Origin of the sequence: Catenulispora subtropica (assembly GCF_039531675.1) — a bacterium.
GTDB lineage: Bacteria > Actinomycetota > Actinomycetes > Streptomycetales > Catenulisporaceae > Catenulispora > Catenulispora subtropica.
Genome location: NZ_BAAAQM010000003.1, coordinates 63,097 through 88,583, shown reverse-complemented (window position 1 = coordinate 88,583; position 25,487 = coordinate 63,097). Strand labels below are relative to the sequence as shown.

Annotated in this window: 25 protein-coding genes; 15 read left to right on the top strand and 10 right to left on the bottom strand. The window is 70.7% G+C overall.

Annotated elements, in window-relative coordinates; translation table 11 throughout:
• Window positions 1–63 precede the first annotated feature (63 nt).
• The 4 genes from ABD466_RS04090 to ABD466_RS04075 all read right to left on the bottom strand — a co-directional run bounded on the left by ABD466_RS04090 (window position 64) and on the right by ABD466_RS04075 (window position 3,933).
• Complete coding sequence (locus tag ABD466_RS04090) at window positions 64–1,044, bottom strand: hypothetical protein (RefSeq protein ID WP_344655551.1); 981 nt, start codon at window positions 1,042–1,044, stop codon at window positions 64–66.
• On the bottom strand, window positions 1,041–1,598 hold the full coding sequence (locus ABD466_RS04085; RefSeq protein ID WP_344655550.1) for a SigE family RNA polymerase sigma factor: 558 nt from the start codon (window positions 1,596–1,598) through the stop codon (window positions 1,041–1,043). The genes ABD466_RS04090 and ABD466_RS04085 overlap by 4 nt, the downstream gene beginning before the upstream one ends.
• A 99-nt stretch (window positions 1,599–1,697) precedes the next feature.
• Window positions 1,698–2,900 (bottom strand): mannose-6-phosphate isomerase, class I, encoded by a 1,203-nt coding sequence (manA, locus tag ABD466_RS04080; RefSeq protein ID WP_344655549.1) that lies wholly within the window; start codon window positions 2,898–2,900, stop codon window positions 1,698–1,700.
• A gap of 28 nt (window positions 2,901–2,928) precedes the next feature.
• A complete protein-coding gene (locus ABD466_RS04075; protein WP_344655548.1) occupies window positions 2,929–3,933 on the bottom strand; it encodes a heme o synthase in 1,005 nt (334 codons plus the stop codon).
• Window positions 3,934–4,243: 310 nt separating this feature from the next.
• Here ABD466_RS04075 and tkt point away from each other — a divergent pair, with 310 nt between their 5' ends.
• From tkt to pgl, 5 genes are all read left to right on the top strand, one after another.
• On the top strand, window positions 4,244–6,373 hold the full coding sequence (tkt, locus tag ABD466_RS04070; RefSeq protein WP_344655547.1) for a transketolase: 2,130 nt from the start codon (window positions 4,244–4,246) through the stop codon (window positions 6,371–6,373).
• Window positions 6,374–6,403: 30 nt separating this feature from the next.
• Window positions 6,404–7,504: a transaldolase gene (gene tal, locus ABD466_RS04065; RefSeq protein WP_344655546.1), complete on the top strand. Its 1,101-nt coding sequence runs from the start codon at window positions 6,404–6,406 to the stop codon at window positions 7,502–7,504.
• Window positions 7,505–7,620: 116 nt separating this feature from the next.
• Window positions 7,621–9,126: a glucose-6-phosphate dehydrogenase gene (gene zwf, locus ABD466_RS04060; protein WP_344655744.1), complete on the top strand. Its 1,506-nt coding sequence runs from the start codon at window positions 7,621–7,623 to the stop codon at window positions 9,124–9,126.
• Window positions 9,123–10,205 (top strand): glucose-6-phosphate dehydrogenase assembly protein OpcA, encoded by a 1,083-nt coding sequence (locus ABD466_RS04055; RefSeq protein WP_344655545.1) that lies wholly within the window; start codon window positions 9,123–9,125, stop codon window positions 10,203–10,205. The genes zwf and ABD466_RS04055 overlap by 4 nt, the downstream gene beginning before the upstream one ends.
• Complete coding sequence (gene pgl / locus ABD466_RS04050) at window positions 10,202–10,990, top strand: 6-phosphogluconolactonase (RefSeq protein ID WP_344655544.1); 789 nt, start codon at window positions 10,202–10,204, stop codon at window positions 10,988–10,990. The genes ABD466_RS04055 and pgl overlap by 4 nt, the downstream gene beginning before the upstream one ends.
• 49 nt (window positions 10,991–11,039) lie before the next feature.
• On the opposite strand, the gene ABD466_RS04045 is transcribed toward pgl, so the two are convergent.
• Window positions 11,040–11,519: a hypothetical protein gene (locus tag ABD466_RS04045; protein ID WP_344655543.1), complete on the bottom strand. Its 480-nt coding sequence runs from the start codon at window positions 11,517–11,519 to the stop codon at window positions 11,040–11,042.
• Window positions 11,520–11,600: 81 nt separating this feature from the next.
• Window positions 11,601–12,032 carry an acyl-CoA thioesterase gene (locus ABD466_RS04040; RefSeq protein ID WP_344655542.1) on the bottom strand — a complete coding sequence of 144 codons (432 nt, stop codon included), beginning with the start codon at window positions 12,030–12,032 and terminating at the stop codon, window positions 11,601–11,603.
• 75 nt (window positions 12,033–12,107) lie between these two features.
• On the opposite strand from ABD466_RS04040, the gene ABD466_RS04035 reads away from it, so the two are divergent.
• The 7 genes from ABD466_RS04035 to ABD466_RS04005 all read left to right on the top strand — a co-directional run bounded on the left by ABD466_RS04035 (window position 12,108) and on the right by ABD466_RS04005 (window position 17,623).
• Entirely contained in the window at window positions 12,108–12,827 is a 720-nt protein-coding gene (locus ABD466_RS04035) for a nitroreductase family protein (protein WP_344655541.1), read from the top strand.
• Between the two features lie 84 nt (window positions 12,828–12,911).
• Window positions 12,912–14,486, top strand: coding sequence for a DHA2 family efflux MFS transporter permease subunit (locus ABD466_RS04030; RefSeq protein WP_344655540.1), 1,575 nt, complete (start codon window positions 12,912–12,914; stop codon window positions 14,484–14,486).
• 25 nt (window positions 14,487–14,511) lie between these two features.
• Window positions 14,512–15,099: a TetR/AcrR family transcriptional regulator gene (locus ABD466_RS04025; protein WP_344655539.1), complete on the top strand. Its 588-nt coding sequence runs from the start codon at window positions 14,512–14,514 to the stop codon at window positions 15,097–15,099.
• A gap of 20 nt (window positions 15,100–15,119) precedes the next feature.
• A complete protein-coding gene (locus tag ABD466_RS04020; protein WP_344655538.1) occupies window positions 15,120–15,677 on the top strand; it encodes a DUF4262 domain-containing protein in 558 nt (185 codons plus the stop codon).
• A 224-nt stretch (window positions 15,678–15,901) separates the two neighbouring features.
• Complete coding sequence (locus ABD466_RS04015) at window positions 15,902–16,441, top strand: O-acetyl-ADP-ribose deacetylase (protein WP_344655537.1); 540 nt, start codon at window positions 15,902–15,904, stop codon at window positions 16,439–16,441.
• Window positions 16,438–16,989, top strand: coding sequence for a hypothetical protein (locus ABD466_RS04010; protein ID WP_344655536.1), 552 nt, complete (start codon window positions 16,438–16,440; stop codon window positions 16,987–16,989). The genes ABD466_RS04015 and ABD466_RS04010 overlap by 4 nt, the downstream gene beginning before the upstream one ends.
• 61 nt (window positions 16,990–17,050) lie before the next feature.
• A complete protein-coding gene (locus tag ABD466_RS04005) occupies window positions 17,051–17,623 on the top strand; it encodes a hypothetical protein (RefSeq protein WP_344655535.1) in 573 nt (190 codons plus the stop codon).
• A 14-nt stretch (window positions 17,624–17,637) separates the two neighbouring features.
• Here ABD466_RS04005 and ABD466_RS04000 read toward each other — a convergent pair whose 3' ends face one another.
• Window positions 17,638–18,861 (bottom strand): MalY/PatB family protein, encoded by a 1,224-nt coding sequence (locus tag ABD466_RS04000; RefSeq protein WP_344655534.1) that lies wholly within the window; start codon window positions 18,859–18,861, stop codon window positions 17,638–17,640.
• Between the two features lie 131 nt (window positions 18,862–18,992).
• On the opposite strand from ABD466_RS04000, the gene ABD466_RS03995 reads away from it, so the two are divergent.
• Window positions 18,993–19,565, top strand: coding sequence for a Rieske (2Fe-2S) protein (locus ABD466_RS03995; protein WP_344655533.1), 573 nt, complete (start codon window positions 18,993–18,995; stop codon window positions 19,563–19,565).
• Here the strand turns inward: ABD466_RS03995 and ABD466_RS03990 are convergent.
• On the bottom strand, window positions 19,544–20,455 hold the full coding sequence (locus ABD466_RS03990) for an LLM class flavin-dependent oxidoreductase (protein ID WP_344655532.1): 912 nt from the start codon (window positions 20,453–20,455) through the stop codon (window positions 19,544–19,546). The genes ABD466_RS03995 and ABD466_RS03990 overlap by 22 nt on opposite strands.
• 60 nt (window positions 20,456–20,515) lie before the next feature.
• Between ABD466_RS03990 and ABD466_RS03985 the strand changes: the two genes are divergently transcribed.
• Window positions 20,516–20,986, top strand: coding sequence for a MarR family winged helix-turn-helix transcriptional regulator (locus ABD466_RS03985; RefSeq protein WP_344655531.1), 471 nt, complete (start codon window positions 20,516–20,518; stop codon window positions 20,984–20,986).
• A 10-nt stretch (window positions 20,987–20,996) separates the two neighbouring features.
• Here ABD466_RS03985 and ABD466_RS03980 read toward each other — a convergent pair whose 3' ends face one another.
• Both ABD466_RS03980 and thrS read right to left on the bottom strand, forming a co-directional pair.
• On the bottom strand, window positions 20,997–21,671 hold the full coding sequence (locus ABD466_RS03980) for an endonuclease V (RefSeq protein ID WP_344655530.1): 675 nt from the start codon (window positions 21,669–21,671) through the stop codon (window positions 20,997–20,999).
• Window positions 21,672–21,771: 100 nt separating this feature from the next.
• On the bottom strand, window positions 21,772–23,772 hold the full coding sequence (gene thrS / locus ABD466_RS03975) for a threonine--tRNA ligase (protein WP_344655529.1): 2,001 nt from the start codon (window positions 23,770–23,772) through the stop codon (window positions 21,772–21,774).
• 278 nt (window positions 23,773–24,050) lie between these two features.
• Between thrS and ABD466_RS03970 the strand changes: the two genes are divergently transcribed.
• Window positions 24,051–25,316 carry a hypothetical protein gene (locus ABD466_RS03970; protein ID WP_344655528.1) on the top strand — a complete coding sequence of 422 codons (1,266 nt, stop codon included), beginning with the start codon at window positions 24,051–24,053 and terminating at the stop codon, window positions 25,314–25,316.
• The last annotated feature ends 171 nt before the right edge of the window (window positions 25,317–25,487 follow it).

Here is a 25,487-nt window from a genome sequence, read left to right as displayed (position 1 = left end):
CGAGGCCGTGTCCCCGGCCTGATGCTCGCAGGCCGGGGACACGTTCTCAGGTGCGGTCGACGCTCACTTCTTCGGCGGGATCTCCGTCCCCCACGACGCGGTCCAGCCCGCGGGAGGCGTGACACTGAGGGAGTCGACGTACCCGGCGAGGTCCTGCTTCGCGTGCTCGGCGAACTCCCGCGACACGCTCAACGGCCACGGTGTGTCGAGGGCGAGCCCCCGGAGCTGGTCCAGCGTCAGCGGCGGCACGGCGCGGGTGGCCGTCACCTTCGCCTGGTAGAACTTCGTGTCCGTGTTCCGCTCGGAGATCATCACTGTGTGATCGTCTGGGAACAGAACCTGTGCGGAACGCGTGATCACGCCCTGTTCCTTGTCAGGCGCCTCCTCCAGGAGGACGGCCGTGCCGTCGGCGGTCACGGTGCTCACGCACGTGGTCGCGTGGTCGGCGACGCCCACCTTCGCGCAGTCGAAGAAGCTCTTGTCGTGCGGGAACTCGGCGTGCTGCGCCACACGCACCGTCACCGCCCCCACGCCTGCTTGGTCGGTCACGTCCACCGTGCCCGAGACCTCAAGACCGTTGCCGCTGGAGTCGTCCTCACCGTGGTACGCGGTCGGCGTCCCGCACGGCAGCGCGGTCTTCAGCAGTTCCGTCAGCGAGCGCGGGTCGAGCGGCACCTGACCGCCGGAGGCGTGCGCCGCCTTCGCCTCGGCCGACAGAGCCGGGTTCGCGGTCGTGGCCTGGGTCGGGCACTGAGCCGGTCTGGCGGTGGCCGACGGCGCGGTCGACGCCAAGGTCGTCGCCGCCACGGCGGGGCTGCTCGCCGGACTCGTACTTCCCGCCGCCGTCCGGCCGCCCGCCCCGCCCAGCGCCACCGCTCCCCCTGCCACCCCCAGCACCGCCGCCATGCTCAGCGCACTGGCGACCGCCCGGGTCCGCACCACCCGCACCCGCGCCCCGGCGAACACCGCGGCCGGACCGCCGCTGATCGGCGGCTCCTCCCCGATCTCCGCCCCGAGCAGATCCCTGATCTCGTTCTCGTTCATGCCCTGGCTCCTTCCGAGCCGATGTCGAGTCCGAGTCGGCCGTCGCGGGAGTCGCCGAGCACCACCCGCAGCGCGGCCAGCGCCTTGGCGGTCTGGCTCTTGACCGTGCCGGCGGTCACCCCGAGCAGGGCGGCGGTCTCCTCGACGCTGCGGTCCTCCCAGTACCGGAGCACCACCGCCGCGCGCTGCCGGGGCGGCAGCCCGCGCAGGGCGGAGAGCACGGTCAGGCGGGTTTCCCGGTCCTGGCCGACACTCAGGTCCGCGACGTCGGCGGCGGCGACGGGTTCGGCCCACGACCTCTCCCGGCGCCGCCACAACCGCTTGTTCTCCTCCAGGAACAGCCGCAACAGCACCTGCCGCGTGTACGCGTCCAGGCTGTCCACCCGCCGCCGCCGCGCGGCGACCACCACCTTGACCAAGGTCCCCTGGACGAGGTCCTCGGCCCGGTGCCAGTCACCGCACAGCAGATACGCCGTCCGGCGCAACGCCAGATACCGCCCGCTGACGAACTGTTCCAGCTCGTCCTCGACGGCGGCACCGTCTCTGCGCGCCATGGGAGACCCCCTCCGACCGACTCAATCTTCTGTCACCGGTCCTTGAGGGGTCGGCCCGGGCGCACGGTTGCCCCGGACCGCGGAGGAATCAGCGGGAGCTCAGAAGCCCGGCCCGGCGATCACCAGATCGGCGATCCCGGACGCCTCGACCACGCCCTCGCGGGCCGGCACGAAGCACGACTCGCCCTGGGTCAGGGTCACCGCGCCGCGGGTCCCGCGCAGCTCCACCTCGCCGGACAGCGCCAGCACGATCCGCGGGCCGGTGCCCGGCAGCGTGGTGCGCAGCGTCGTCTTGGTGTCCAGCACCGCGTGGTAGAGGCGGAACTCCGGCGCCGGGGTGTCGAACTCTTCGACGCCCGCGCCGAGCGCCTTGCCGTGGCGCACCGGAACCGGCACCGAGGCGTCCATGACCCGCAACAGCTCGGCGACGTCGATGTGTTTGGGCGTCAGGCCGGCGCGCAGCACGTTGTCGGAGTTGGCCAGCAGCTCGATGCCGGTGCCGTGCAGGTAGGCGTGCAGACCGCCGGCCTCCAGGAAGACCGCCTCGCCCGGCTTGAGCACCACCCGCTTCATCAGCAGCATGGCGACCAGGCCGGCGTCCCCGGGGAAGTCGCGGGCCACGCGCAGCATCGCGGCGAAGTCCTCGGCGTACGGTTCGCCCTTCTCCACGCCGCGCTCGGCGGCGTCGAGGACGTTCGAGACCAGCTGCTCGCGGGTGTCCGCCGGCCACTCCAGCAGCCGCCCGATCGCCGCGGCCACGGTGGCCGGCTCGGGCCGCGCGGCGAGCTCCGCGCGGAGGGGCTCCAGCTCGGCGGCGCCCAGGGCGACGACCTCGGCGAGGACCCGCTCCGCGTCCGCCGCGTCCCGGCATCCGGCCAGCGCCTCGAAGGCGGTGAGCGCCATCAGGATCTCCGGCTTGGGCCAGTCGTCCACGTAGTTGCGGGCCGGATCGCCGGCCGCGAGGCCACGCTCCTGCTCGGCGGCGTACCCGGCCTCGGCCTGGGCGCGCGTGGGATGGGTCTGGATGGACAGCGCCTTGGCCGCCGACAGCACCTTGAGCAGGAACGGCAGCCGGTTCTTGAACCGGGCCGCGACCTGCGGGCCGAGCATCCCGACCGGATCGGCGGAGATGAAGTCCAGCAGCGTGGCCTCGCCGCCCTCGATGCGGGACGGCGCGCTGGGGTGCGCCCCCATCCAGAGCTCGGCCTCGGGCTTCCCGGAGGGCTCACGCCCGAGCAGGTCGCTGATGGCGCTGGGCGATCCCCAGGCGTAGTTCTGCGTGGTGTTGGTCAGCCGGTACACGTCTCCACAGGCTAGTGGAAGACAGGCCTCAGCCCACGAGAGGGCTCACCGCGGCGGCCACGAACAGCAGCGCCAGATACATGTTCGAGAAGTGGAACAGCCGCATCGGCAGCAGCTCGACGCCCTGCTTGCCGGCCCGCGCCCGCAGGTCCAGGCGGTGCGCCTCGACCAGGAACACGACCCCGAGGACGGCGGCCGCGATCGGGTAGACGATCCCGGTGTGCCCGATCGGCCACAGCAACAGCGAGCAGGCGACAGTGGCGTAGGAGTACCAGACGATCTGCCGAGTCACCTCGCGCGCCGGCGCCACCACCGGCAGCATCGGCACGTTCGCCGCCGCGTAGTCCTCGCGGTAGCGGATGGCCAGCGCCCAGAAGTGCGGCGGCGTCCACAGGAACACGACCATGAACAGCACCACCGGCGCCCAGGCCAGGTGACCGGTCGCGGCGGTCCAGCCGATCAGCGCCGGGAAGCACCCGGCCGCGCCGCCCCACACGATGTTCTGCGGCGTCCGCCGTTTGAGCACCATCGTGTAGACGAGCACGTAGAAGGCGTTGGCCGCGAGCGCCAGCGCCGAGGACAGCCAGTTCACGAACAGGCCGAGCCACAGCGTGGAGACGACGCCGAGCACGAGCCCGAACACCAGCGCGTTCTGCGGCGTGACGGAGGCGGCCGGCACCGGGCGGCGCCGGGTGCGGCGCATCTCGGCGTCGATGTCGCGGTCGACGTAGCAGTTCAGAGCGTTGGCGCTGCCGGCGGACAGATACCCGCCGACAGTCACCGCGATCACCGGCCACAGCGGCGGGACGTGCCGCAGCGCCAGGAACATCACCGGGATGGTGGTGATCAGCAGCAGCTCGATGATCCGCGGCTTGGTCAGGGCGACGTACGCCCTGACGACCGCCACCGCCTGCCCGCCGCGGTTCGCGCCGCTTGTGAAAAGCTCGGACCCGACCTCCGGCAGCGGGCCGACGGCCCGGGACGGAGCCGTGGCCGCGGGAGTCTCGACCGTGGTCAAAAGCCCGTCCTCCATGGATGCCTGATTCGGACAACACGCAACTTTAGACCGTCGCCCGCACCGCTCACGCGCCGGGTCGCCTTATCGCGCATTGCGTCGCCCCGCGACTACTCCCCGCCTGCGAACCGCAGCTCTCAGACCGGCTCCACCTGCCGAATCACCCGGGTTAGCCCTATGTACCCGTCCCACCTGGTGACTCGGAACGCAGGGCCCCTGCGGTCCGAGTAGGCTGGCGAAACGAGACTTGAATCATGGTGCGCGAAGGTCCCACAAGCTGTACAAGAGCGTGGGGCCTTGGCGCGTGAACTGCGAAGGAGCGCTTCCGGTGAGCACCGCAAGCACCGCAACCCCGTTCGAGTGGACCGACTTGGACAAGCGCGCCGTGGACACCGTGCGCACGCTGGCCATGGACGCGGTCCAGAACACCGGTAACGGTCACCCCGGAACGGCGATGTCCCTCGCCCCGGCGGCCTACCTGCTCTTCCAGCGGCACCTTCGCTTCGACCCGGCCGACCCGAACTGGGTCGGCCGGGATCGTTTCGTGCTGTCCTGCGGTCACTCCTCGCTGACCCAGTACATCCAGCTCTACTTCTCGGGTCTGGGCCTGGAGCTGGACGACCTCAAGAAGTTCCGGCAGTGGGGCTCGCTCACGCCGGGCCACCCGGAGCGCGGCCACACCGCCGGCATCGAGGTCACCACCGGCCCGCTCGGCCAGGGCCTGTCGAACGCGGTCGGCATGGCGATGGCCGCCCGCTACGAGCGCGGCCTGTTCGACCCGGACGCCGCCGCGGGCGAGTCGCCCTTCGACCACCACGTCTACGTCTTCGCCTCCGACGGCGACCTGGAGGAGGGCGTCACCTCCGAGGCCTCCTCGATCGCCGGCCACCAGAAGCTCGGCAACCTGGTCGTCGTCTACGACGACAACCACATCTCCATCGAGGGCGACACCAAGGTCGCCTTCGGCGAGGACGTGCTGCACCGCTACGAGGCCTACGGCTGGCACGTGCAGCACGTGGACTGGCTGGCCGGCGGCGAGTACCACGAGGACGTCCGGGCCCTGCACGAGGCGCTGCTGGCGGCCGAGGCGGAGACCGGCCGGCCCTCGATCATCCGGCTGCGCACCATCATCGGCTGGCCGGCCCCGAACCTGCAGAACACCGGCAAGGCGCACGGCGCCGCACTGGGCGAGGCCGAGGTCGCGGCCACCAAGAAGGTCCTGGGCCTGGACCCGGACAAGCACTTCGACGTCGACCCCGAGGTCCTGGCGCACGCCCGCCAGGTCGGCGCGCGCGGCGCGGTCGCGCACGCCGCCTGGGACGGCGAGCTCGCGGCCTGGCGCGCGAAGAACCCGCAGCGCGCCGCCGAGTTCGACCGGATCTCCCGGCGCGAGCTGCCGGCCGGCTGGGCCGAGAAGCTGCCGAGCTTCGAGCCCGGCAAGGACGTGGCCACCCGCAAGGCCTCCGAGGCCGTGATCCAGGCGATCGCCGAGGCGGTGCCGGAGCTGTGGGGCGGTTCGGCCGACCTGGCCGAGTCGAACCTGACCACCATCAAGGGCGGCAAGTCGTTCCTGCCCGCGGTGTACGGCGAGACCGAGTTCGGCGCGTCCTCGCCCTACGGCCGGATCCTGCACTTCGGCATCCGCGAGCACGCGATGGGCTCGATCCTCAACGGCATCGCCGCCCACGGCAACACCCTGCCGTTCGGCGGCACCTTCCTGGTGTTCTCCGACTACATGCGCCCGGCGGTGCGTCTCGCGGCCCTGATGCAGCTGCCGGTGACCTACGTCTGGACCCACGACTCGATCGGCCTGGGCGAGGACGGCCCGACCCACCAGCCGGTGGAGCACGTAGCCTCGCTGCGCCTGATCCCGGGCATGACGGTGGTCCGCCCCGGCGACGCCAACGAGACCGTCGGCGCCTGGAAGGCCCTGATGGAGAAGCACACCCGGTCCGACGCGCATCACGGCCCGGTCGGCGTCGCGCTGACCCGGCAGAACATCCCGACGTTCGACCACGACGCTCTGAACTCCGCGCTGGACGCGGTCGAGGGCACCGCCAAGGGCGGCTACGTGCTGGCCGAGGCCACCGGCGGCGCGCCGAAGGTGATCCTCATCGGCACCGGTTCCGAAGTGCAGCTCGCGGTGCAGGCCCGCGAGGCGCTGGAGGCCGACGGCATCCCGACCCGCGTGGTGTCGATGCCGTCCACCGAGTGGTTCGACGAGCAGGACGACGCCTACAAGGAGTCGGTGCTCCCGGCTTCGGTCAAGGCGCGCGTGTCGGTCGAGGCCGGCGTGGGCACCGGGTGGCAGAAGTACGTCGGCGACGCCGGCCGCAGCGTCTCGCTGGAGCACTTCGGCGCCTCCGCGGACTACCAGACCCTGTACCGCGAGTTCGGTATCACGGCCGAGGCCGTGGAGGCCGCGGCCCGGGAATCCCTGGCCGCCGCCGGCGCTTGATTCTTGAGTGAAGAGGGAGAAGAAGACGAGATGACGAACAAGAACCTGGACACGCTCTCCGCCGCCGGCGTCGCGATCTGGCTGGACGACCTGTCCCGCAAGCGGCTGCAGACCGGGAACCTGGCCCAGCTGATGTCCGAGAAGAACGTCGTGGGCGTCACCACGAACCCGACGATCTTCCAGAAGGCGATCGTGGGCTCGGAGGTCTACACCGAGCAGCTCAAGGACCTCGCGGTGCGCGGCGTGACCGTGGACGAGGCGGTCCGCATGATCACCACCGCCGACGTCCGCGACGCCGCCGACGTGCTGCGCCCGGCGTACGACGCCTCCGGCGGCCAGGACGGCCGGGTCTCCATCGAGGTCGACCCGCGCCTGGCGCACCAGACCGCCGCCACCGTGGCCGAGGCCAAGCAGCTGTGGTGGCTGGTGGACCGCGAGAACCTGTTGATCAAGATCCCGGCCACCCGCGCGGGCCTGCCGGCCATCACCGAGACGCTGGCCGCGGGCATCAGCGTCAACGTGACCCTGATCTTCTCGCTGGAGCGCTACCGCGAGGTGATGGACGCCTTCCTGGCCGGCATCGAGCAGGCCCACGCCAACGGGTACGACCTGAGCAAGATGGCCTCCGTCGCGTCGTTCTTCGTCTCGCGCGTGGACACCGAGGTCGACAAGCGCCTGGACAAGCTCGGCAAGAACGAACTGCGCGGCAAGGCCGCCGTGGCCAACGCCCGCCTGGCGTACCAGGCGTACGAGGAGGTCTTCTCCGGCGAGCGCTGGACGGCCCTGGCGCAGGCCGGGGCCAAGCCGCAGCGGCCGCTGTGGGCCTCGACCGGCGTGAAGGACCCGGCGTACCCGGACACCATGTACGTCGACGAACTGATCGTGCGGCACGTGGTCAACACCATGCCCGAGGCCACGCTGGACGCCGAGGCCGACCACGGCAAGCCGGTCGAGGACTCGATCCACGGCACGTATGAGGAGTCGAGGAAGGTCCTGGACGACCTCGAGGCCGCCGGCGTCTCCTACGACGACGTCGTGCAGGTGCTCGAGGACGAGGGCGTGGACAAGTTCGAGGTCTCCTGGAAGGAGCTCCTGGACTCGGTACAGGGCGAACTGGACCGGCTGAAGTGAACGCTCCGGCCGGTTATCCGCACAAGGGCGGGAGCCACCCCGGCTTCCAGCTCTCCCAAGCGGAGAAGACCCAGCTCGCCCACGAGACGGCGCCGGATGGCGCGGCGGCGAACCCGCTGCGCGACGCCGCCGACCGCCGGCTGCCCCGCATCGCCGGGCCCTGCGGCCTGGTGATGTTCGGCGTCACCGGCGACCTGTCCCGCAAGAAGCTGATGCCGGCGATCTACGACCTGGCGAACCGGGGGCTGCTGCCCCCGGGCTTCGCCCTGGTCGGCTTCGCCCGGCGGGACTGGGCCAACCAGGACTTCGCCGAAGAGGTGCACCAGGCGGTGAAGGAACACTCGCGGACCCCGTACCGCGAGGAGGTCTGGCGGCAGCTGTCCGAGGGCTTCCGCTTCGTCTCCGGCGAGTTCGGCGACAAGCAGGCCTTCATCGAGCTGAAGGAGACCATCGACAAGCTCGACGCCGAGCGCGGCACCAACGGCAACCACGCGTTCTACCTCTCGGTGCCGCCGAAGTTCTTCCCCGGCGTGGTCGAGCAGCTGCACGAGGTCGGCCTGGACCAGGGCCCGGAGGGCTCCTGGCGCCGGGTGATCATCGAGAAGCCGTTCGGGCACGACCTGGCCTCGGCCCGCGAGCTGAACGCCATCGTGGACTCGGTGTTCCCGCCCAAGTCGGTCTTCCGCATCGACCACTACCTGGGCAAGGAGACGGTCCAGAACATCCTGGCGCTGCGCTTCGCCAACGAGATGTTCGAGCCCATCTGGAGCCGGGACCACGTGGACCACGTCCAGATCACGATGGCCGAGGACATCGGCATCGGCGGCCGGGCCGGATACTACGACGGCATCGGCGCGGCCCGCGACGTCATCCAGAACCACCTGCTGCAGCTGCTGGCGCTGACCGCGATGGAGGAGCCGGTGTCGTTCGACGCCGACGCCATCGCCGCGGAGAAGACCAAGGTGCTCTCGGCGGTCCGGCTGCCGGACGACCTGGGCACCTACACCGTGCGCGGCCAGTACGCGGCCGGCTGGCAGGGCGGCGAGAAGGTGATCGGGTACCTCCAGGAGGACGGCATCGCGCCGGACTCCACCACCGACACCTACGCCGCGGTAAAGCTGGAGGTGAACACCCGCCGCTGGGCCGGCGTGCCGTTCTACCTGCGCACCGGCAAGCGGCTGGGACGCCGGGTCACCGAGATCGCTGTGGTCTTCAAGCGCTCGCCGTTCCTGCCCTTCACCCCGACCCAGACCGAGGAGCTGGGGCAGAACGCCCTGGTGATCCGGGTGCAGCCGGACGAGGGCGTGACCGTGCGCTTCGGCTCCAAGGTCCCGGGCACCTCGATGGAGGTGCGCGACGTGAACATGGACTTCGCCTACGGCGAGGCGTTCACCGAGTCCTCGCCGGAGGCCTACGAGCGGCTGATCCTGGACGTGCTGCTCGGCGACGCGCCGCTGTTCCCCCGGGTCGAGGAGGTCGAGCTGGGCTGGGAGGTCCTGGACCCGATCGAGGCGTACTGGGCCGCGAACGGCAAGCCGGAGCAGTACACCTCGGGCACCTGGGGGCCGGCCAAGGCCGACGAGATGCTCGCGAAGGACGGACGGAGCTGGCGGCGGCCATGATCAAGCACCTGGATTCCACCACCTCGGCGAAGATCGCCAACGCCCTGATCGACATCCGCAAGGAGGCCGGGGCGGCCACCACCGGCGCGGTCCTGACCCTGGTGATCGAGACCGACGAGCGGCACCACTACTACGCCCTGCGGGCCGCGCGCGAGGCCTCGCGCGCGCACCCCTCGCGCATCCTGGTCGTGATCCCGCACCCGGAGCAGCCCTTCTCCGGGCTGGACGCCGAGGTGCGGGTGGGCGACGAGATGGGCCCCGGCGAGGCGGTGGTGATGCGGCTGAACGGCGATCTGGCCGACCACGCCGACGCCGTGGTGCTGCCGCTGCTGCTGCCGGACACCCCGGTGGTGACCTGGTGGCCGGCCGAGTCCCCGGTGGACCCGGCCGGAGCGCCGCTGGGCAAGCTGGCGATGCGCCGGATCACCGACGCCTCCGGCACCCACCAGCCGTCGTCGCTGGCCGAGCGGCTGCGCGGCTACTCCCCCGGCGACACCGACCTGGCCTGGACCCGCTGCACCCCGTGGCGCTCCATGCTGGCCGCGGCGCTGGACCAGCTGCCGACCACGGTGAAGTCGGTGAAGGTCACCGCCGAGGTCGACAACCCGTCCTCGACGCTGCTGGCGGTCTGGCTGGGCTGGCGCCTGGGCGTGCCGGTGACGCTGTCCACGGACAAGGGCCCCGGCATCACCGGGGTGCACCTGGGCACCGCGGCCGGCGAGATCAGCCTGACCCGCCCGGACGGGATGCTGGCCGTGCTGTCCATGCCGGACCAGCCGGACCGGCACGTCGCCCTCAAGCGGCGGGAGCTGGCCGACCTGCTGACCGAGGAGCTGCGCCGCCTGGACGTCGACGAGGTCTACGAAGAGGTGCTGCGGCACATCACCGACCACGACGTGGAGGCGATCACCGAGGCCGCGCCGGTGCCGGCGAAGAAGGGCACCATCACGGTGACCGCGCAGCCGTCCGACGGGCCGCTGGGCGACCAGCCGGCGAAGTCGGCCGAGAAGGTGCGCGAGCAGCAGGACCCGGCGATCGACGAGGCGCCGGCCGCGGACGACGCGAAGAAGGCGCCATGAGCGCCACCCCCCAGGTCATCGTCCACCAGGACGCGGAGGTCCTGGCTCAGGCGGTGGCGGCGCGGCTGATCACGCGGGTGGTCGACGTGCAGGCGCTGCGCGGGGCCGCGCACGTGGTCCTGACCGGCGGCACCGTGGGGATCAAGACCCTGGCCGCGGTGGCCGCGTCCCCGGCGCGCGCCGCCGTGGACTGGTCCCGGGTCCAGCTGTGGTGGGGCGACGAGCGGTTCCTGCCGACCGGCCACCCCGACCGCAACGAGACCCAGGCGCGCGCGGCGCTGCTGGACGGCCTGGTCGCCGAAGGGCTGCTGCCCGCCGGCAACATCCACCCGATGCCGGCCGCGGACTCGGTCGGCATCACCCCCGAGGAGTCGGCGGAGCGGTACGCGGCGACGCTGGCGGACTACGCGCGCGAGGGCGCGGACGTCCCGGCGTTCGACGTGCTGCTGCTGGGCATGGGCCCGGACGGGCACATCGCCTCGCTGTTCCCGGGGCATCCGGCGCTGTACGAGGAGCAGCGGAGCGTGGTGGGCGTGCACGGCTCGCCGAAGCCGCCGCCGCTGCGGGTGTCGCTGACGCTGCCGGCGATCCAGCAGGCCGCCGAGGTGTGGGTGGTCGCCGCCGGCTCGGAGAAGGCGAAGGTCACACACCTGGCGCTGTCCGGCGCCGGGCCGGTGCAGATCCCGGCGGCCGGAGCGCGCGGCCGGGGCCGGAGCCTGTGGCTGCTGGACCGGGCCTCGGCTTCGGAGCTGCCGAAGGAGCTGGCTCCTTACTCGCTGTCCTGAGACACCGGAGAGGAGGGCCGCCGGATATCCGGCGGCCCTCCTCTCTTTCTCATCCGGTGACGGAGCCGACGATCTCCACACCGGTCACATGGGCCGAGGATCCGTAGAACGGGCAGAAGCCGGTGTACGGCGGCGGCATGACCGGGCAAGGAAGGGTGAAGGACCACCAGTCCGTTTCCAACTCAGGCATCGACGGCCAGTCTCCGACATACGTCTTGCCGGCGAACCCGCCGCTGTCGACCGTGTCGAGGTAACCGTAGTAGCGCGTGGTCGGCGACGTGGTGTCGACGCCGAAGGAGTCGAACTTGTTGATGTCGACGTCGAGGCTGACTGTCCCGGTGCCGCCTCCGACGCAGAACGTGGTGCCGTCGGTCTTGGTGAGCTTGAACCACACCACGTGGGTGTTGTAGTTCGAGCTCGTGCACGCGGCCTGCTGGGCGCCGCCGGTCGCGGCCGCGGGCGTGACGCTCCCGACCAGCGCGGCGCCGAGGGCGAGCGTCACGGCGGCGAGCTTCTTGGACTTCCGCACGGTTGGTCCTTCCCGTCGATTCCATTCCGCCGGGACGGTAGGAAGCGGCGGCAGAGGACTGCCACAGTGACGCTCAACGGCTCATGACAGGCCGCCCCTGCCCTCGTGGACGCGCCGGAAGACCTCGGACCAGGGCGCCGGCCGCAGGTCCGCGCCGGTCTTGACCACGGTGCGGCGCCCGACCGCGTGCACCACGCCGTCGAGACCGACGAAGCGGAACCCGTAGGCGCAGCTGGTGGTGCCGAGCTTGGCCACGCGCAGCTCCACGTCCAGGTCGCCGGTGGCCGCGACCGGCACCAGGAACTCGATCTCGTACGCCTTCACCAGGTGCCGGCCGTCGCCGTTCGCGGACAGCTCGGGGCGGTGCTCGTACCAGGCGGTGAGCGCACGTTCGGCGTGGACGGCGTACCGGGCGTTGTGCAGTACGCCGACCTTGTCGAGCTCGTCGAACCAGATCCGGGTGCGGAACACGTGCAGCGGCGGCTCCGGCGCGCCTCCCTCAACGACTGTCATGGGTCCAGCTGTACCGGACCGGGGCCGCCGGAGACGACGTGATTCCGGCCACATACCATACCTACTCTGGGCGTCATGACTGCCACCGACCAGGCGCCGGAGACCCCCGCGCCGATACGGAGCCACACCCATCCGTTCCTGCCGTACCGTCCCGAGCGCCTCGACCAGGCCGAGGCGGTCCGGCGCGGCCAGCAGTTCCACCAGCACCTCGAAGGGCGCCGCAGCGTGCGCTTCTTCGCCCCCGATCCCGTTCCGGCGGAGATGATCGAGCTGGCCGTGGCGGCCGCGAACACCGCCCCGTCCGGCGCGCACCAGCAGCCGTGGAAGTTCGTCGCGGTCAGTGATCCGGAAGTCCGCCACCGCATCCGCGAGGCGGCCGAGGAAGAGGAGCGCATCAACTACGAGGGCGGGCGCCTGCCGGCGGCGTGGCGCGAGGCGCTGGGGCCGCTGGAGACCGACTCCGACAAGTCCTACCTCGAGACCGTGCCGTGGATCGTCGTGGCGTTCGCCGAGAAGAGCACGCCGATGCCGGACGGCCGGCTGCGGAAGAACTACTACGTCAACGAGAGCGTGGGCATCGCCTGCGGACTGTTCATAGCCGCGCTGCACACCATGGGCCTGGCCACGCTGACGCACACGCCGAACCCGATGGCGTTCCTCACCGAGATCCTGGGCCGCCCCGGCACCGAGCGGCCCTACATCCTGTTCCCGATCGGCTATCCGGCCGCCGACTGCGAGGTGCCCGACCTGGCCCGCAAGCCGCTGCCGGAGGCCCTGGAGTACTTCCCGGGCTGAGCCGGCGCCGGGGCGCGTCTTGACCCCCTCAAATTCTGAGAGTAGCTTTCATTTTGAAGTTACTTTCAAGAGGAGGGGACTATCATGATCGCGGAAGACCAGCGGCCGGCGCCACCCGCGGCGGCCGACGGACGCAAGTGGTGGGCCCTCGGCGGGCTGGCGCTGAGCCTGATCGTCGTGGGCCTCGACCTCACGGTGCTGAACGTCGCCCTGCCGACGCTCGCGACCTCGCTGCACGCCTCGACCAGCCAGCTGCAGTGGTTCGCCACCTCCTACAACCTGGCCATGGCCGTCGCGCTGCTGCCCGGCGGCCTGCTGGGGGACCGCTTCGGCCGCAAGAAGATGCTGCTGATCGCCCTGACCGCGTTCGGCGTCGCCTCCGGCTTCTGCGCCTTCGCCTCGTCCCCGGGCGAGCTGATCGCCTGGCGCGCGGTCCTCGGCCTGGGCGCGGCGATGCTGATCCCGCTGAGCATGAGCGTCCTGACGGTGCTGTTCACGCCGGAGGAGCGGCCGCGGGCGATGGGCATCTGGGCCACCGCGAACATGCTCGGCATCCCGCTGGGCCCGATCCTGGGCGGCTGGCTGCTGGACCACTACTGGTGGGGCTCGGTTTTCCTGATCAACCTGCCGGTGGTGGCGCTGGCGCTGCTCGCGGTGCTGTGGCTGGTGCCGGAGTCGCGCGCCGAGCGCAAGCCGCGGATCGACGTCCCGGGCCTGGCGACCTCCGCGATCGGACTGGCCGCCGTCACCTACGGGCTGATCAAGGCCGGCGACGCCGGCTGGGGCTCGGCCGAGGCGCTGGTGCCGATGATCGGCGGCCTGGTGGTGCTGGCCGGCTTCGTGCAGTCGCAGCGCCGCCCGGTGCAGACCCTGATCGACCTGGAGCTGTTCCGCGCCCCCGGCTTCACGTGGGGCACCCTCCTGGCCACCATCGTCAGCTTCGCGCTGTTCGGGCTGATGTTCACGCTGCCGCAGTTCTACCAGGCGGTGGAGGGCGCCGACGCGCTCGGGACCGGCCTGCGGCTGCTGCCGCTGATCGCCGGACTGATGGTCGGCGTGCGCGCCGGGCAGCCGTTCCTGTCGAAGGTGGGCCCGGGCCGGATGATCGGGACCGGGTTCGCGCTGCTGACCGTCGCGCTGGCCGTCGCCACCACCACCGGCGTGCACACCGGCTACGGCTTCGTCGCCTTCTGGCTCACGCTGGGCGGCGTGGGCGTGGGCCTGGCGATGCCGACCGCGATGGGCGCCGCGCTGGACCAGCTCAGCCCGGAACGCGCGGGCGTGGGCTCGGGCCTGCTGATGACCATCCGGCAGATCGGCGGCACACTGGCGGTCGCGATCCTGGGCACCGTGCTGAACAGCGAATACCAGGACCGGGTGAAGGGCGCCACCGCCGCGCTGTCACCGCAGGACGCCGCCGCTGTCGCCCGCAGTGCCGGATCCGGCGTCGCGGTGGCCACCCGGAAGCTGCACTCGCCGGGCCTGCTGGAGGCGGTGCGCTCGGCGCTGATGCACGCCACGAGCCTGACGATGTGGGTCAGCGCCGGCTTCGCCCTCCTCGGCGTCCTGGCCGCCACCCGCCTGCGCCGCGCTCCGGTACCCGCCACCACCGGACAAGCGCGAGAATCGAGTGGTGATCTCCTCAATGCCGCCGACTGACCGATCCGCCCTCGCACCGGCCCCGATGGGACTCCGGGAGCGGAAGAAGGCGCAGACGCGGGCCGCGATCCAGCGGCACGCGCTGCGCCTGTTCCAGGAGCAGGGCTACGACGCCACCACCATGGAGCAGATCGCCGCCGAGGCCGACGTCTCGCCGAGCACGCTGTACCGCTACTTCCCGACCAAGGAGGACCTGGTCCTCCAGGACGACTACGACCCGATGATGGCCGCCGCCTTCCGGGCCCAGCCCCACGACATGCCGCTGCTGGAAGCGTTCCGCGCCGCCGTGCACGAGGTACTGCTCAGCATCAGCACCGTGGACCGGGAGGAGGCCGCGACCCGGGCCCGCCTGAGCTTCACCATCCCCGAGGTCCGCGCCCGGGCCCTGGACCACATGCTCACCACCTCGGACATGATCGCCGAACTGTTCGCCGAGCGCCTCGGCCGCTCGGTCGACGACCTGGAGATCCGGGTCATGGCCGGGACGATCATCGGCGCCATCCTGGGCTCCCAGCAGGTCTGGATCGCCGAGCCGGACTCGGACCTCCTGGACATCACCGAGCGGGCGCTCCAGTGCCTGATCGACGGCCCCGTCCGTCCCAGCGGTACGTGACAACCGGTAGCCTTCAGGACGTGGACATAGAACCGGTACCGTGCCGCTGCATCGTGTGTCAGGACTCCGCGAACGAGGCCGCGTGGGACTCACGCGACCGCGAGATCGCGCGCAACGTCCGCCACGTCGGCTGGCACGCCATGGGGGTCACCGGCGACGACACGCCCGACTGGGCCTACAGCATCGGCTTGTGGCACAGCACCGGCGGCCCCGAGATCTGCGTCACCGGCCTGCCGGTGGAGAACGCCATGCGCCTGGTCACGGGCATCGCCCTCCAGGTCACCCGCGACAACCGCCCGCTCGCCCCCGAGAAGCGCCGCGCCGGCGTCATCGAGGGCTTCGACATGGCCGTCCGCGCTGTGCACCCGAGCTGGTACCCCGCGATGTTCGGCGCCGGGATGGACTTCATCCGGGTCCCGCCGTGGCCGATGGTGCAGGCCTTCTGGCCGGACCGCACCGGACGCTTCCCCTGGGAGGAAGGCGCCGACCCGGAGCAGCGGGACAAGCAGCCGTTCCTGTGGCTGGACCGCAACGAGCATCCGACCAGCGTCTGGGCCGCCTCTTCCCTGAGCCTCTGAGGATCCCCCGGGGCTCCACAGCCTGGCGTCTTGTCCATGCTCCATCCGGACTGAGCATCCCCGGAGCCCCACAACCTGGCATCTTGCCCTTACTTCGCCCGAGCTGAGGATCCCCCCGGGGCTCAAAGCCTGAGGTCTTGCCCTTACTCCATCCGGGTCGCAACCGGATCTGCGGACCCTTATTCGGTTGCGACCCCTCCCCGCCCGTTGGCAGCATCGCCGCCATGACCGCGCCCCACCGCCCGCCGAGCATCAGGATGGTCCGCGGGGACATCACCGAGCAGTCCGTGGACGCGATCGTGAACGCCGCGAACTCCTCGCTCCTCGGCGGCGGAGGCGTCGACGGCGCCATCCACCGCAAAGGCGGCTCCCAGATCCTGGCCGAGTGCCGCGCCCTGCGCGCCTCACAGTACGGCCGCGGCCTGCCCACCGGCGAAGCAGTCGCCACCACGGCGGGCCGCCTCCCAGCCCAGTGGGTCATCCACACCGTCGGCCCGGTCTACTCCGCAACCGAAGACCGCTCCGCACTGCTGGCCGCCTGCCACACCAACTCGCTGCACATCGCCGACTCACTCGGCGCCACCAGCATCGCCTTCCCAGCCATCTCCACCGGCATCTACAGCTGGCCCCTCGCCGACGCGGCCCCGATCGCCATCGCCGCGGTCCTGGCTACACCGACCACCGTGCAGGAAGTCAGATTCGTGCTCTACGACGAGACGGCCTACGAGATCTTCCAGAGAACCTGGCAGGACTGGAAACCATGACCGCCTTCCCCCTCCTCTGGCTGATCGGACCATCAGCCGTCGGCAAGAGCACCATCGGCCACACGACCTTCCGCATGCTGGCCGCAGCCGGTGTCAACAGCGCGTTCGTCGACGGCGATCAACTCGGCCTCTGCTACCCCGCCCCCGACGGCGACCCCGGCAACCACCACCTCAGGGCCGCGAACCTCGCCACCGTCTGGCGAGGCTACCGCTCCGCGGGGGCCGAATGCCTGATCCTCAGCGGCTACGTGTGGACCACCGACGAGGTCAAGCTGTACACGGACGCGGTCCCCGGCATGTCCCTGACTCTGTGCCGACTCCGTGCCAGCCGCTCAGTCCACGAGGAGCGCTACCTCCATCGCGGCTGGATGCCGGAGCACCTCCCGGACGCCCTGCGGGAGGCGGACGACCTGGACGCCATCGGGCTTCCGGCACACGTCATCGAAACCGACGGCCTGTCACCCCACCAGATCGCCCAGCAGATATGCGGCCCCACGGGCATCTGGCCCATGCCTTCCGCCCACCGAACGGCGACCCGCGATGTCTAACGCGCTCTCCCACCCGTCATCCGGCTCTGCCGCCCCCGCGGCGTCGGCAAATCCGCCCTCGATGTCTGACGCGCCCATCCCACCCGTCATCTGGCTCTGCGGCCCCCGCGGCGTGGGCAAGTCGACCATCGGCTACAGCCTCTTCACCCGCCTCAACCAGGTCACCAAGAGCGCCTACCTGGACCTGGCGCAGATCGCCTTCTGCCATCCCGTCCCACCCGACGACCCCCACCACCACACCCTCAAGGCCACGACTCTCGCCGCCTGCTGGCCCACCTTCCGCACTGCCGCGGCCCACCACCTGGTGGTCAGCGGCACGGTCACCACCTCCGACGACCTCGACACCTACCGCACAGCTCTGAGCCCCACTCCCCTCACCCTGATCCGCCTCGACGCCTCCGCCGACACGCTGACCGCCCGCCTCGCCCTCCGCGCCCAAGGCTCCGGCCCCGCCATCCCCGGCGACGACATCCGAGGTCTCCCCGCCCCAGCCCTCCGCGCTCTCACCGAGAACGCCCTCCGCGAAGCCACCGCCACCCAGGCCGCGGGCATCGGCGACCTCACCCTCGACACCACCGACCTGACCGTCCAGGAAGCCGCCGACGCCCTGCTGGAGATGCTCCGCGCACGCTGAAACCGGGCAACGCCTCACCCGACAGCCGCACCCATCCTCTGGATCGCCTCGGTCAGGATCTCCGGCGACGTCGCTATGTTGATCCGCACCCGGCCCTCGCCCCCGGTACCGAACGGAACACCCGAGTTCACCGCGACGCGCGCCCGCTCAAGAAACACCTTCGAAGGATCCTCAGGCAGGTTCAGAGGCCGACAGTCCAGCCACTGCAGGTAAGTCCCGGCACCGGACCGCCACCGGACCGCCGGCAAATGAACGGCCAGCAACTCACCGAGCAGGACCCGGTTGGCATCCAGCCCCGCCAGAAGAGCGTCAAGCCACTCGCCCCCCTCACGCAGCGCCGCGACATGAGCGATCACCCCCAGGTGACTGGGCCCATGACTGACCTCCTCCGGCATCCGCGCCAAGTCGGCGGCGGAAGCGGGCCCGGCGACGGCCAACGCCGCCTTCAACCCGGCCAGGTTCCACCCCTTCGACGCCGACATCAACGACAACGCGTTCTCAGCGCCCGCCACACTCCCGTACGGCGTGAACCGCTCCCCCGCCGCGACCAGCGGCGCATGAATCTCATCCGCCACCACCCGCACCCCGTACTCGGCGGCCAACTCCGCGACCCGCTCCAACTCCGCCACCGTGTGCACCGCTCCGGTCGGGTTGTGCGGGTTGCACAGCAGGAACGCGATCCGGCCGCCGCCGTCGGCTCGGCCCCTGCCCTGTTCCTCCCCCCGCCCCCGCCCCCGCCCCCGCCCCCGCCCCCGCTCGATGAGCTCCCGGAACACCGCCGCCAACACGTCGAAGTCGATGCGTCCGTCCTCGCCGAGCGGCGCCTCCACCACCTCGCGGTCCATGTGCCCCACGAAGTCGTAGAACGGCGGGTACACCGGGCTGTTCACCACCACCGGATCGCCCGGCCCGGTGACCAGCTTCAGCATTTCCACCACGCCCATCATCACGTCCGGCACGATGGCCGACCGCTCCGGTGTGACACCGTCCCAGCCCCAGCGCTTCCGGGCGAACTCGCCCAGCGCCAGCGCGTAGGCGTCGCCGACCGGGTAGCCGGTGTCACCCCGGCGCACGGCGGCGGTCAGCGCCTCGGCCACCGGTTCCGGCGTCGGCACGTCCATCTCGGCGACCCACAGCGGCAAGACGTCGTCGGGGTACTGACGCCACTTCATGCTGGTCCGGGTCCGGAGCTCGGCAAGCGTCAAGCGGGTCAACGGATTCTCTTGGCGAGGCTGCATGAAGCACACAGTAGACGTCGTGAGCCGTGTTGAACCGGGTCCGTTCCTCACACGTGAAGCTGGGTACGTAGTGTGTTCGGCTACTGGTTTGTCACCCTTCTACTGGTTCCTCACCTCATTGGATGCGAACAATGACACTCGACGCCCAGACCACCCCCACTGAACTCGTCAGCTGTGGGGGCGCCACCCGGCGCCACGCCCTCGCCGGCTTGGCGGCGGCGGCCGGAGCCCTCTGTGCCGGCTGCAGTTCGAGCGGCAGCAAGGACAATTCCGGTGCTCCGCCCACGAGCCAGCCGGCCGGCGGCTCCACGACGGCCGCTTCCTCGTCCTCTGTCGGGTCCTCCTCTCCTGCTTCCTCGTCCGGATCCTCTGACGGCACCACCGCGAGCAGCGGCTCCGCCCCGGGTGCGGGCGGCGACGCCCTCGCCCCGGTCTCAGCGGTCCCGGTCGGCGGCGGCAAGATCCTGGCCGACCGCCAGATCGTGCTGACCCAGCCCACCGCCGGCGACATCAAGGCCTTCAGCGCCGTGTGCACCCACCAGGGCTGCACCGTGGCCAGCGTCGACGGCCAGCTCATCACCTGTCCCTGCCACGGCAGCCAGTACAAGATCACCGACGGTTCCGTCGTCACCGGCCCGGCCTCCCGAGCCCTGGCTCCCCACCGGGTCAAGGTCGAGAACGGTCAGATCCTGCTGGTCTCGTGAGCAGGACGCACCACCTCCTCCACTAGCCACGTCATCCCACCCGGCCGGTACTGGCGCCGCGATCCGACGACCACGTGCCGCACCCCGACCGCGGTCAGCTCGGCGATGGCCTTCCGGGCCTCCGCCGCGCCGTCGTCGGCCACGATGACCTGAACCGAGCGCTCGACGTCCGACGGATCCCGGCCGGCCGCCTCGCACAGCCGGTCGAGGATCCGCGAGCGCGCGGCGACGTGTTCCACCGTGTTGTGCGGCGGCCCGGGGATGTTCCAGATGTCCGCGTGCTCCGCCACCACGCGCAGAGCACGCTCACCCCAGGCCCCGATCAGCAACGGCGGACCCGCCGGCTGGATCGGCTTGGGCGCGTTCCTGGTCCCCACCAGCGTGGTGAACGGGCCCTGATAGTCGAATTCCTCTTCGGTCCACATCTTTCGTAGTATCCGTACTGTCTCGTCCAGGCGCGCTATCCCCTCTCCCGGTCTGATGAGCGGTATGCCGTAGGCCGCGAACTCCGCGACCGCCGGGTTCTCCCCCAGCACCCCTCCGGCATCCGGCGGCTGCACCGTGCCACCCACGCCGATGCCCATGACCAGCCGTCCGCCCGATATCACGTCCACGGTCGACGCCATCTTCCCCAGCAGCGCCGGGGACCGAAGCCGGTTGCTCGTCACCAGCAGCCCCAGGCGCAGTCGCGATGTCTGCGCCGCCAGTGCGCTCAACGTCGTCCAGCCCTCCAGGACCTCACCACCGCGGTCGCCGGCCAGCGGCAGCAGATGGTCCCAGAGCCAGGCGTCCGCTATCTCCGTCATCTCGTCAGCCTCCTGCCACACCCGGCGCACGTCCTCATAGGACACGTGCATGAGGCTGGTCTTGAGGCCGATCTTCAACTCCATATCGTCACTGTAGCAAATCGTCAGCACCGCTGACAATCAGCGCATGGGTAGACTACCCATATGGCCGACCTGCTGACCTCCCGACTCGGCTACCTCCTGAAGCACGCGCAGCTCAACTTTGCGGCTTCCGGCGCGCGAGCCCTGGAACCGTTGGGGATCACCGGACGGCAACTCGCCGTGCTGGTCGTCCTCGATGCCGCCGAACCGCTGTCCCAGTTGGACGCGGCCCGCGAACTCGGCGTGGACCGCACGACGATGGTCGCCCTGGTCGACGAGCTCGAAGCCAAGGACCTGGTGGAACGCCGCCGCAGCCCCGACGACCGCCGCAAGAACATCGTGGGCCTGACGGCGCACGGCAAGAAGGCGCTCGCCGAGGGCGAGCGCCTTCACAAAGAGACGGAAAAGGCCTTCCTGGCCGAGCTCACTCCGATCGAGAGCGAGCTCTTCCTCCGCATCCTGAAGAAGCTGGCTGCCGACACCGCGAGAGAAGCCGACGGCGAACCAGACCAGGACGAGAACGAGAACGCCTAGAAAGGCGAAATCAGGCTGCCGCCCCCAAAGCCCGCCGCGAAAGCTGATCAGCCAACCGTGTCGTCTCCGGCAGCCGGTACTTGGGCGCCAGCTGCAACGCCAACCGCGTGGCGTCCTCCACCGTGATCAGATGCCCCGGCGAAACGAACACCGGCTTGGTCGCATACTGCGTCCGCAGTGCCGCCCCGACGACCGCCCCGTCGTGCACCAGCTCGGCGGCCTCCCCACGCTGTTCCCCCGGCTCGGCGAACCGCCCCACGAACGCCGTCTTCGCCACGCCCAGCGTCGGCTTGCCGGCCAGCACCCCGAGGTGGCACGCCAACCCGAACCGCCGCGGATGCGCGATCCCGTACCCGTCGCACACGAGCACATCCGGCTCCACCGTGAGCTCGGCCAACGCGGCGATCAGCGCCGGCAGTTCGCGGAAAGCCAACAGCCCCGGGACATACGGGAACTCGACATCCATCACCGCCGTCGCCATGTCCTCCACCGCGAGCGTGTCGGCATCCAGCACGACGACCGCCCCGGCCACCCGCGAGGAACCGATGGCGTAGGCCACATCCAACCCGGCGATGTACCGGTGCGGCGCGAGCGGCGTCGACACGTCCACCAAGGCGGACAGCCGCTCCTGCTCCGCCTCGGCCTCCGACGCCGTACGCGGCCATTTCTCATGTGTGATCAGCACTGCACATCCCCCTGTTTCCCCCATCGCGTCCGGACGGCGGACCGGGTCACCCCGGAACCCGCCGACCGGACCCGCCGATCACGGTGCCGCCGGACAGCGGTCAGACCCGCTCCCGCACCGCCTTCACGATCTCGGCGACGGCCTCGTCGACCGGCACACCGTTGTTCTGCTCCCCGCTGCGGTACCGGAACGACACCGCGTCCTTCGCCACGTCGTCGTCCCCGGCCAGCAGCATGTAGGGGACCTTCTGCTTCTGCGCGTTCCGGATCTTCTTCTGCATCCGGTCGTCGGAAGCGTCGATGTCGACCCGGATCCCCTCGGCCCGCAGCTTGGCCGCCACCTGCTCCAGGTAGGGAACGTGCGCGTCGGTGATCGGGATCCCGACCACCTGCACCGGCGCCAGCCACGCCGGGAACGCCCCCGCGTAGTGCTCGGTCAGCACCCCGAAGAAGCGCTCGATCGAGCCGAACAGCGCCCGGTGGATCATGATCGGCCGCTGCCGCGAACCGTCGGCGGCCTGGTACTCCAGGTCGAAGCGCTGCGGCAGCTGGAAGTCCAGCTGGATGGTCGACATCTGCCAGGTGCGGCCGATCGCGTCCCGCGCCTGCACCGAGATCTTCGGGCCGTAGAACGCCGCGCCGCCGGGGTCCATGACCAGCTCGAGGTCCTCGCCCTCGGCGACCTCGCGCAGCGTTTCGGTCGCCAGGTCCCACTCCTCGTCGGTGCCGACGTACTTCTCGGGGTCCTTCGTGGACAGCTCCAGGTAGAAGTCGTTCAGCCCGTAGTCGCGCAGCAGGTCCAGCACGAACCGCAGCAGGCTGACGAGCTCGTCGCGCATCTGCTCGCGGGTGCAGTAGATGTGCGCGTCGTCCTGCGTCAGGCCTCGGACCCGGGTCAGGCCGTGCACCACGCCGGACTTCTCGTACCGGTACACCGTGCCGAACTCGAACAGCCGCAGCGGCAGGTCGCGGTAGGACTTGCCGCGCGCCTTGTAGACCAGGTTGTGCATCGGGCAGTTCATCGGCTTCAGGTAGTACTCCTGCTTGCCGTGGCCCTCGTCCAGCACCATGGGCGGGAACATCCCGTCCTTGTACCAGTCCAGGTGGCCCGAGATCTCGTACAGGTTCCCCTTGGTGATGTGCGGGGTGTTGACGAACTCGTAGCCCGCCTCCTCGTGGCGCTTGCGCGAGTAGTCCTCCATCACCCGGCGGATGGTGCCGCCCTTGGGGTGGAAGACCGGCAGGCCGCTGCCGAGCTCGTCCGGGAACGAGAACAGGTCCAGTTCGGCGCCGAGCTTGCGGTGGTCGCGCTTCTCGGCCTCGGCGAGGAACTCCAGGTGCTCCTTGAGCGCGTCCCTGGACTCCCAGGCGGTGCCGTAGATGCGCTGGAGCTGCGGGTTCTTCTCGCTGCCGCGCCAGTAGGCGGCGGCCGAGCGCATCAGCTTGAAGGCCGGGATGTACCGGGTGTTCGGCACGTGCGGGCCGCGGCACAGGTCCTTCCAGCACAGGTCGCCGGTCTTGGCGTCGAGGTTGTCGTAGATGGTCAGCTCGCCGGCGCCGACCTCGACGTCCACGCCCTCGCCGGCGTCGTCGGAGGAGGCGCTGCCCTTCAGGCCGATGAGCTCCAGCTTGTACGGCTCGGAGGCGAGTTCCTCCCGCGCCGCTTCGTCGGTGACCGGGCGCCGGGAGAACAGCTGGCCCTGCTTGACGATCGTCTGCATCCGGCTCTCGAGCGCCTTCAGGTCTTCCGGCGTGAACGGCCGGTCGACGTCGAAGTCGTAGTAGAAGCCGTTGCGGATCGGCGGGCCGATGCCCAGTTTGGCCTCCGGGAAGGTCTGCTGGACCGCCTGCGCCAGCACGTGAGCGGCGGAGTGGCGGATGATCGCCCGGCCGTCCTCGGAGTCGGCCGTCACCGGCTCGACCACGTCACCGGCCTTGGCCAGGGTGGAGAGGTCCACGAGACGCTGGCCGGCGCCGTCGGCGAGGCGGGCGGCGACGACTGTGCGGTCCCCGGCGAACAGGTCGGCCAGCGTCGTGCCCACCGTGACCGTCCGCTCGTCCCGGCTCTGGCCGTCGGCGATCGTCACTGCGAAGTCGGACACGGGGCTCTCCTTCAACGGGGTTCAACTGGTCTGCACCGATGTGCAGAAAACTCTACCGATCGCGAAGGGCACCGCGCTCCACGCCGATTGTCACTCCCCGCCGTCGACCGGGGAGCGTCACCAAAGGACACTCCAGACCTGCACAGTCACCTTCGCCACACCTGCCAGTCCTGTTGAATCAGCGTTATACGCAGCGTTGCCTCCCGTTCACTCCTGCTGCCTAGGGTGCAGCTGTGGGGGTCGATATAAGGGGACGGAAGACACCGAACAAGCTGCGCATGTGGACAGCCGCGATCTTGGCGCTGGCGGGGGCGACGCTCGGTACGGGGACATTGGCGATCGCGGACACGCAGCACGGAGTGGACCGGGTCGGGCATGAGACCGCACCGCAGGCCCAGGCGGCCTCGGACCTGTACTTCGCGCTCAGCGACCTGGACTCGCAGACCGCCCGCCGCATCCTGGCCATCGGCGACGACGACCTGGCCACGCCCGAGGGCGACGCCCAGGCCACCGTCGCCCGGCGGGTCGGCGAGATCGACGCGGACCTGCGCCGGGCCATCGGCGGCACCACCGACCCGGCGGTGCAGACCCAGTTCCAGACCATGTTGGACAAGGTCGCGCTCTACCACGACCTGTCCGCCACGGCGATCTCCCAGGACCAGCTGTCCCAGACCACGGCCAAGGGCCGCCCGAACTCCATCGCGCTGTCGTATTACAGCCGCGCGACCGACGTCATGCACCTCGATCTGCTGCCGGTCGCCGCCCAGCTGCGGGACGCCTACGCAGCCCAGCTGCACGCCTCGGCCAAGCACCAGGACGACGCGTGGTCCGTCGACACCGCCCTGGTGCTCGTCACCGGCCTGGCGCTGCTCGCGACGCTGCTCGGGTTCCAGCTGGTCCTGTCGCGGCGGTTCCGCCGGACCCTGAACCCCTTCCTGGTCGTGGCGACGGTCGCCACCGCCGGGTTCCTCGGGGCCGGTCTGGCGATGACCGCGCAGCAGACGGACCGTGTTCAGAACTCCGTCAACCAGCACATGACGCCCTACCTCGGCATCCAGCAGGCACGCGCCGTCACCTTCGACGCCGTGGGTGCCATGGTCCGCTACGCCGTCGCCCCCGATTTCGGCTACGACCGCGGCTACACCGCCGACGTCGCCGCGCTCAACGGCGCCGCCGGGCAGCCGGGCCTGCTGCACAACGGGCTGACCGGCACCGACGCGGAGCTCGCCGCCCGGGCCGGCGCCGATTGGACGACCGTCCAAGCCGACGCGGGTAAACTCAAGAGCGAGGTCGACGGCGGCGACGTGGACGGCGCGCTCATCGAGGCCACCGGCATCGCCGGCGGACAGCTGGGCCAGGACTTCTACGCCCTCGACACCCATCTCGGCCAGGCGGCGGACGAGCAGCTGAACGCCTTCGAGGCCGGCATGGCCGACGCGCGTTCCGGCGTGTCGGGCTGGGGCGCGGTCCCGACGGCCGTGTTCGTGGCGGTGATGGTCCTGACGCTGGCCGGGGTGTGGCGGCGGCTCGCCGAGTTCCGCTGAGCCGCGAATCCGCGCGCCGATCCACCCGTCCGCCCGGTTTCGGCACGGCCCTGGCGGGCACGAGTACCAGGTCCGAGCCCGAACCGGGCAGACGAGAAATTCGTATACTGATCGACCAGGGTGCGCACGCCGGTCGGCGCCGCACCGACACCGCGTCCTTTCCGGAAGGAC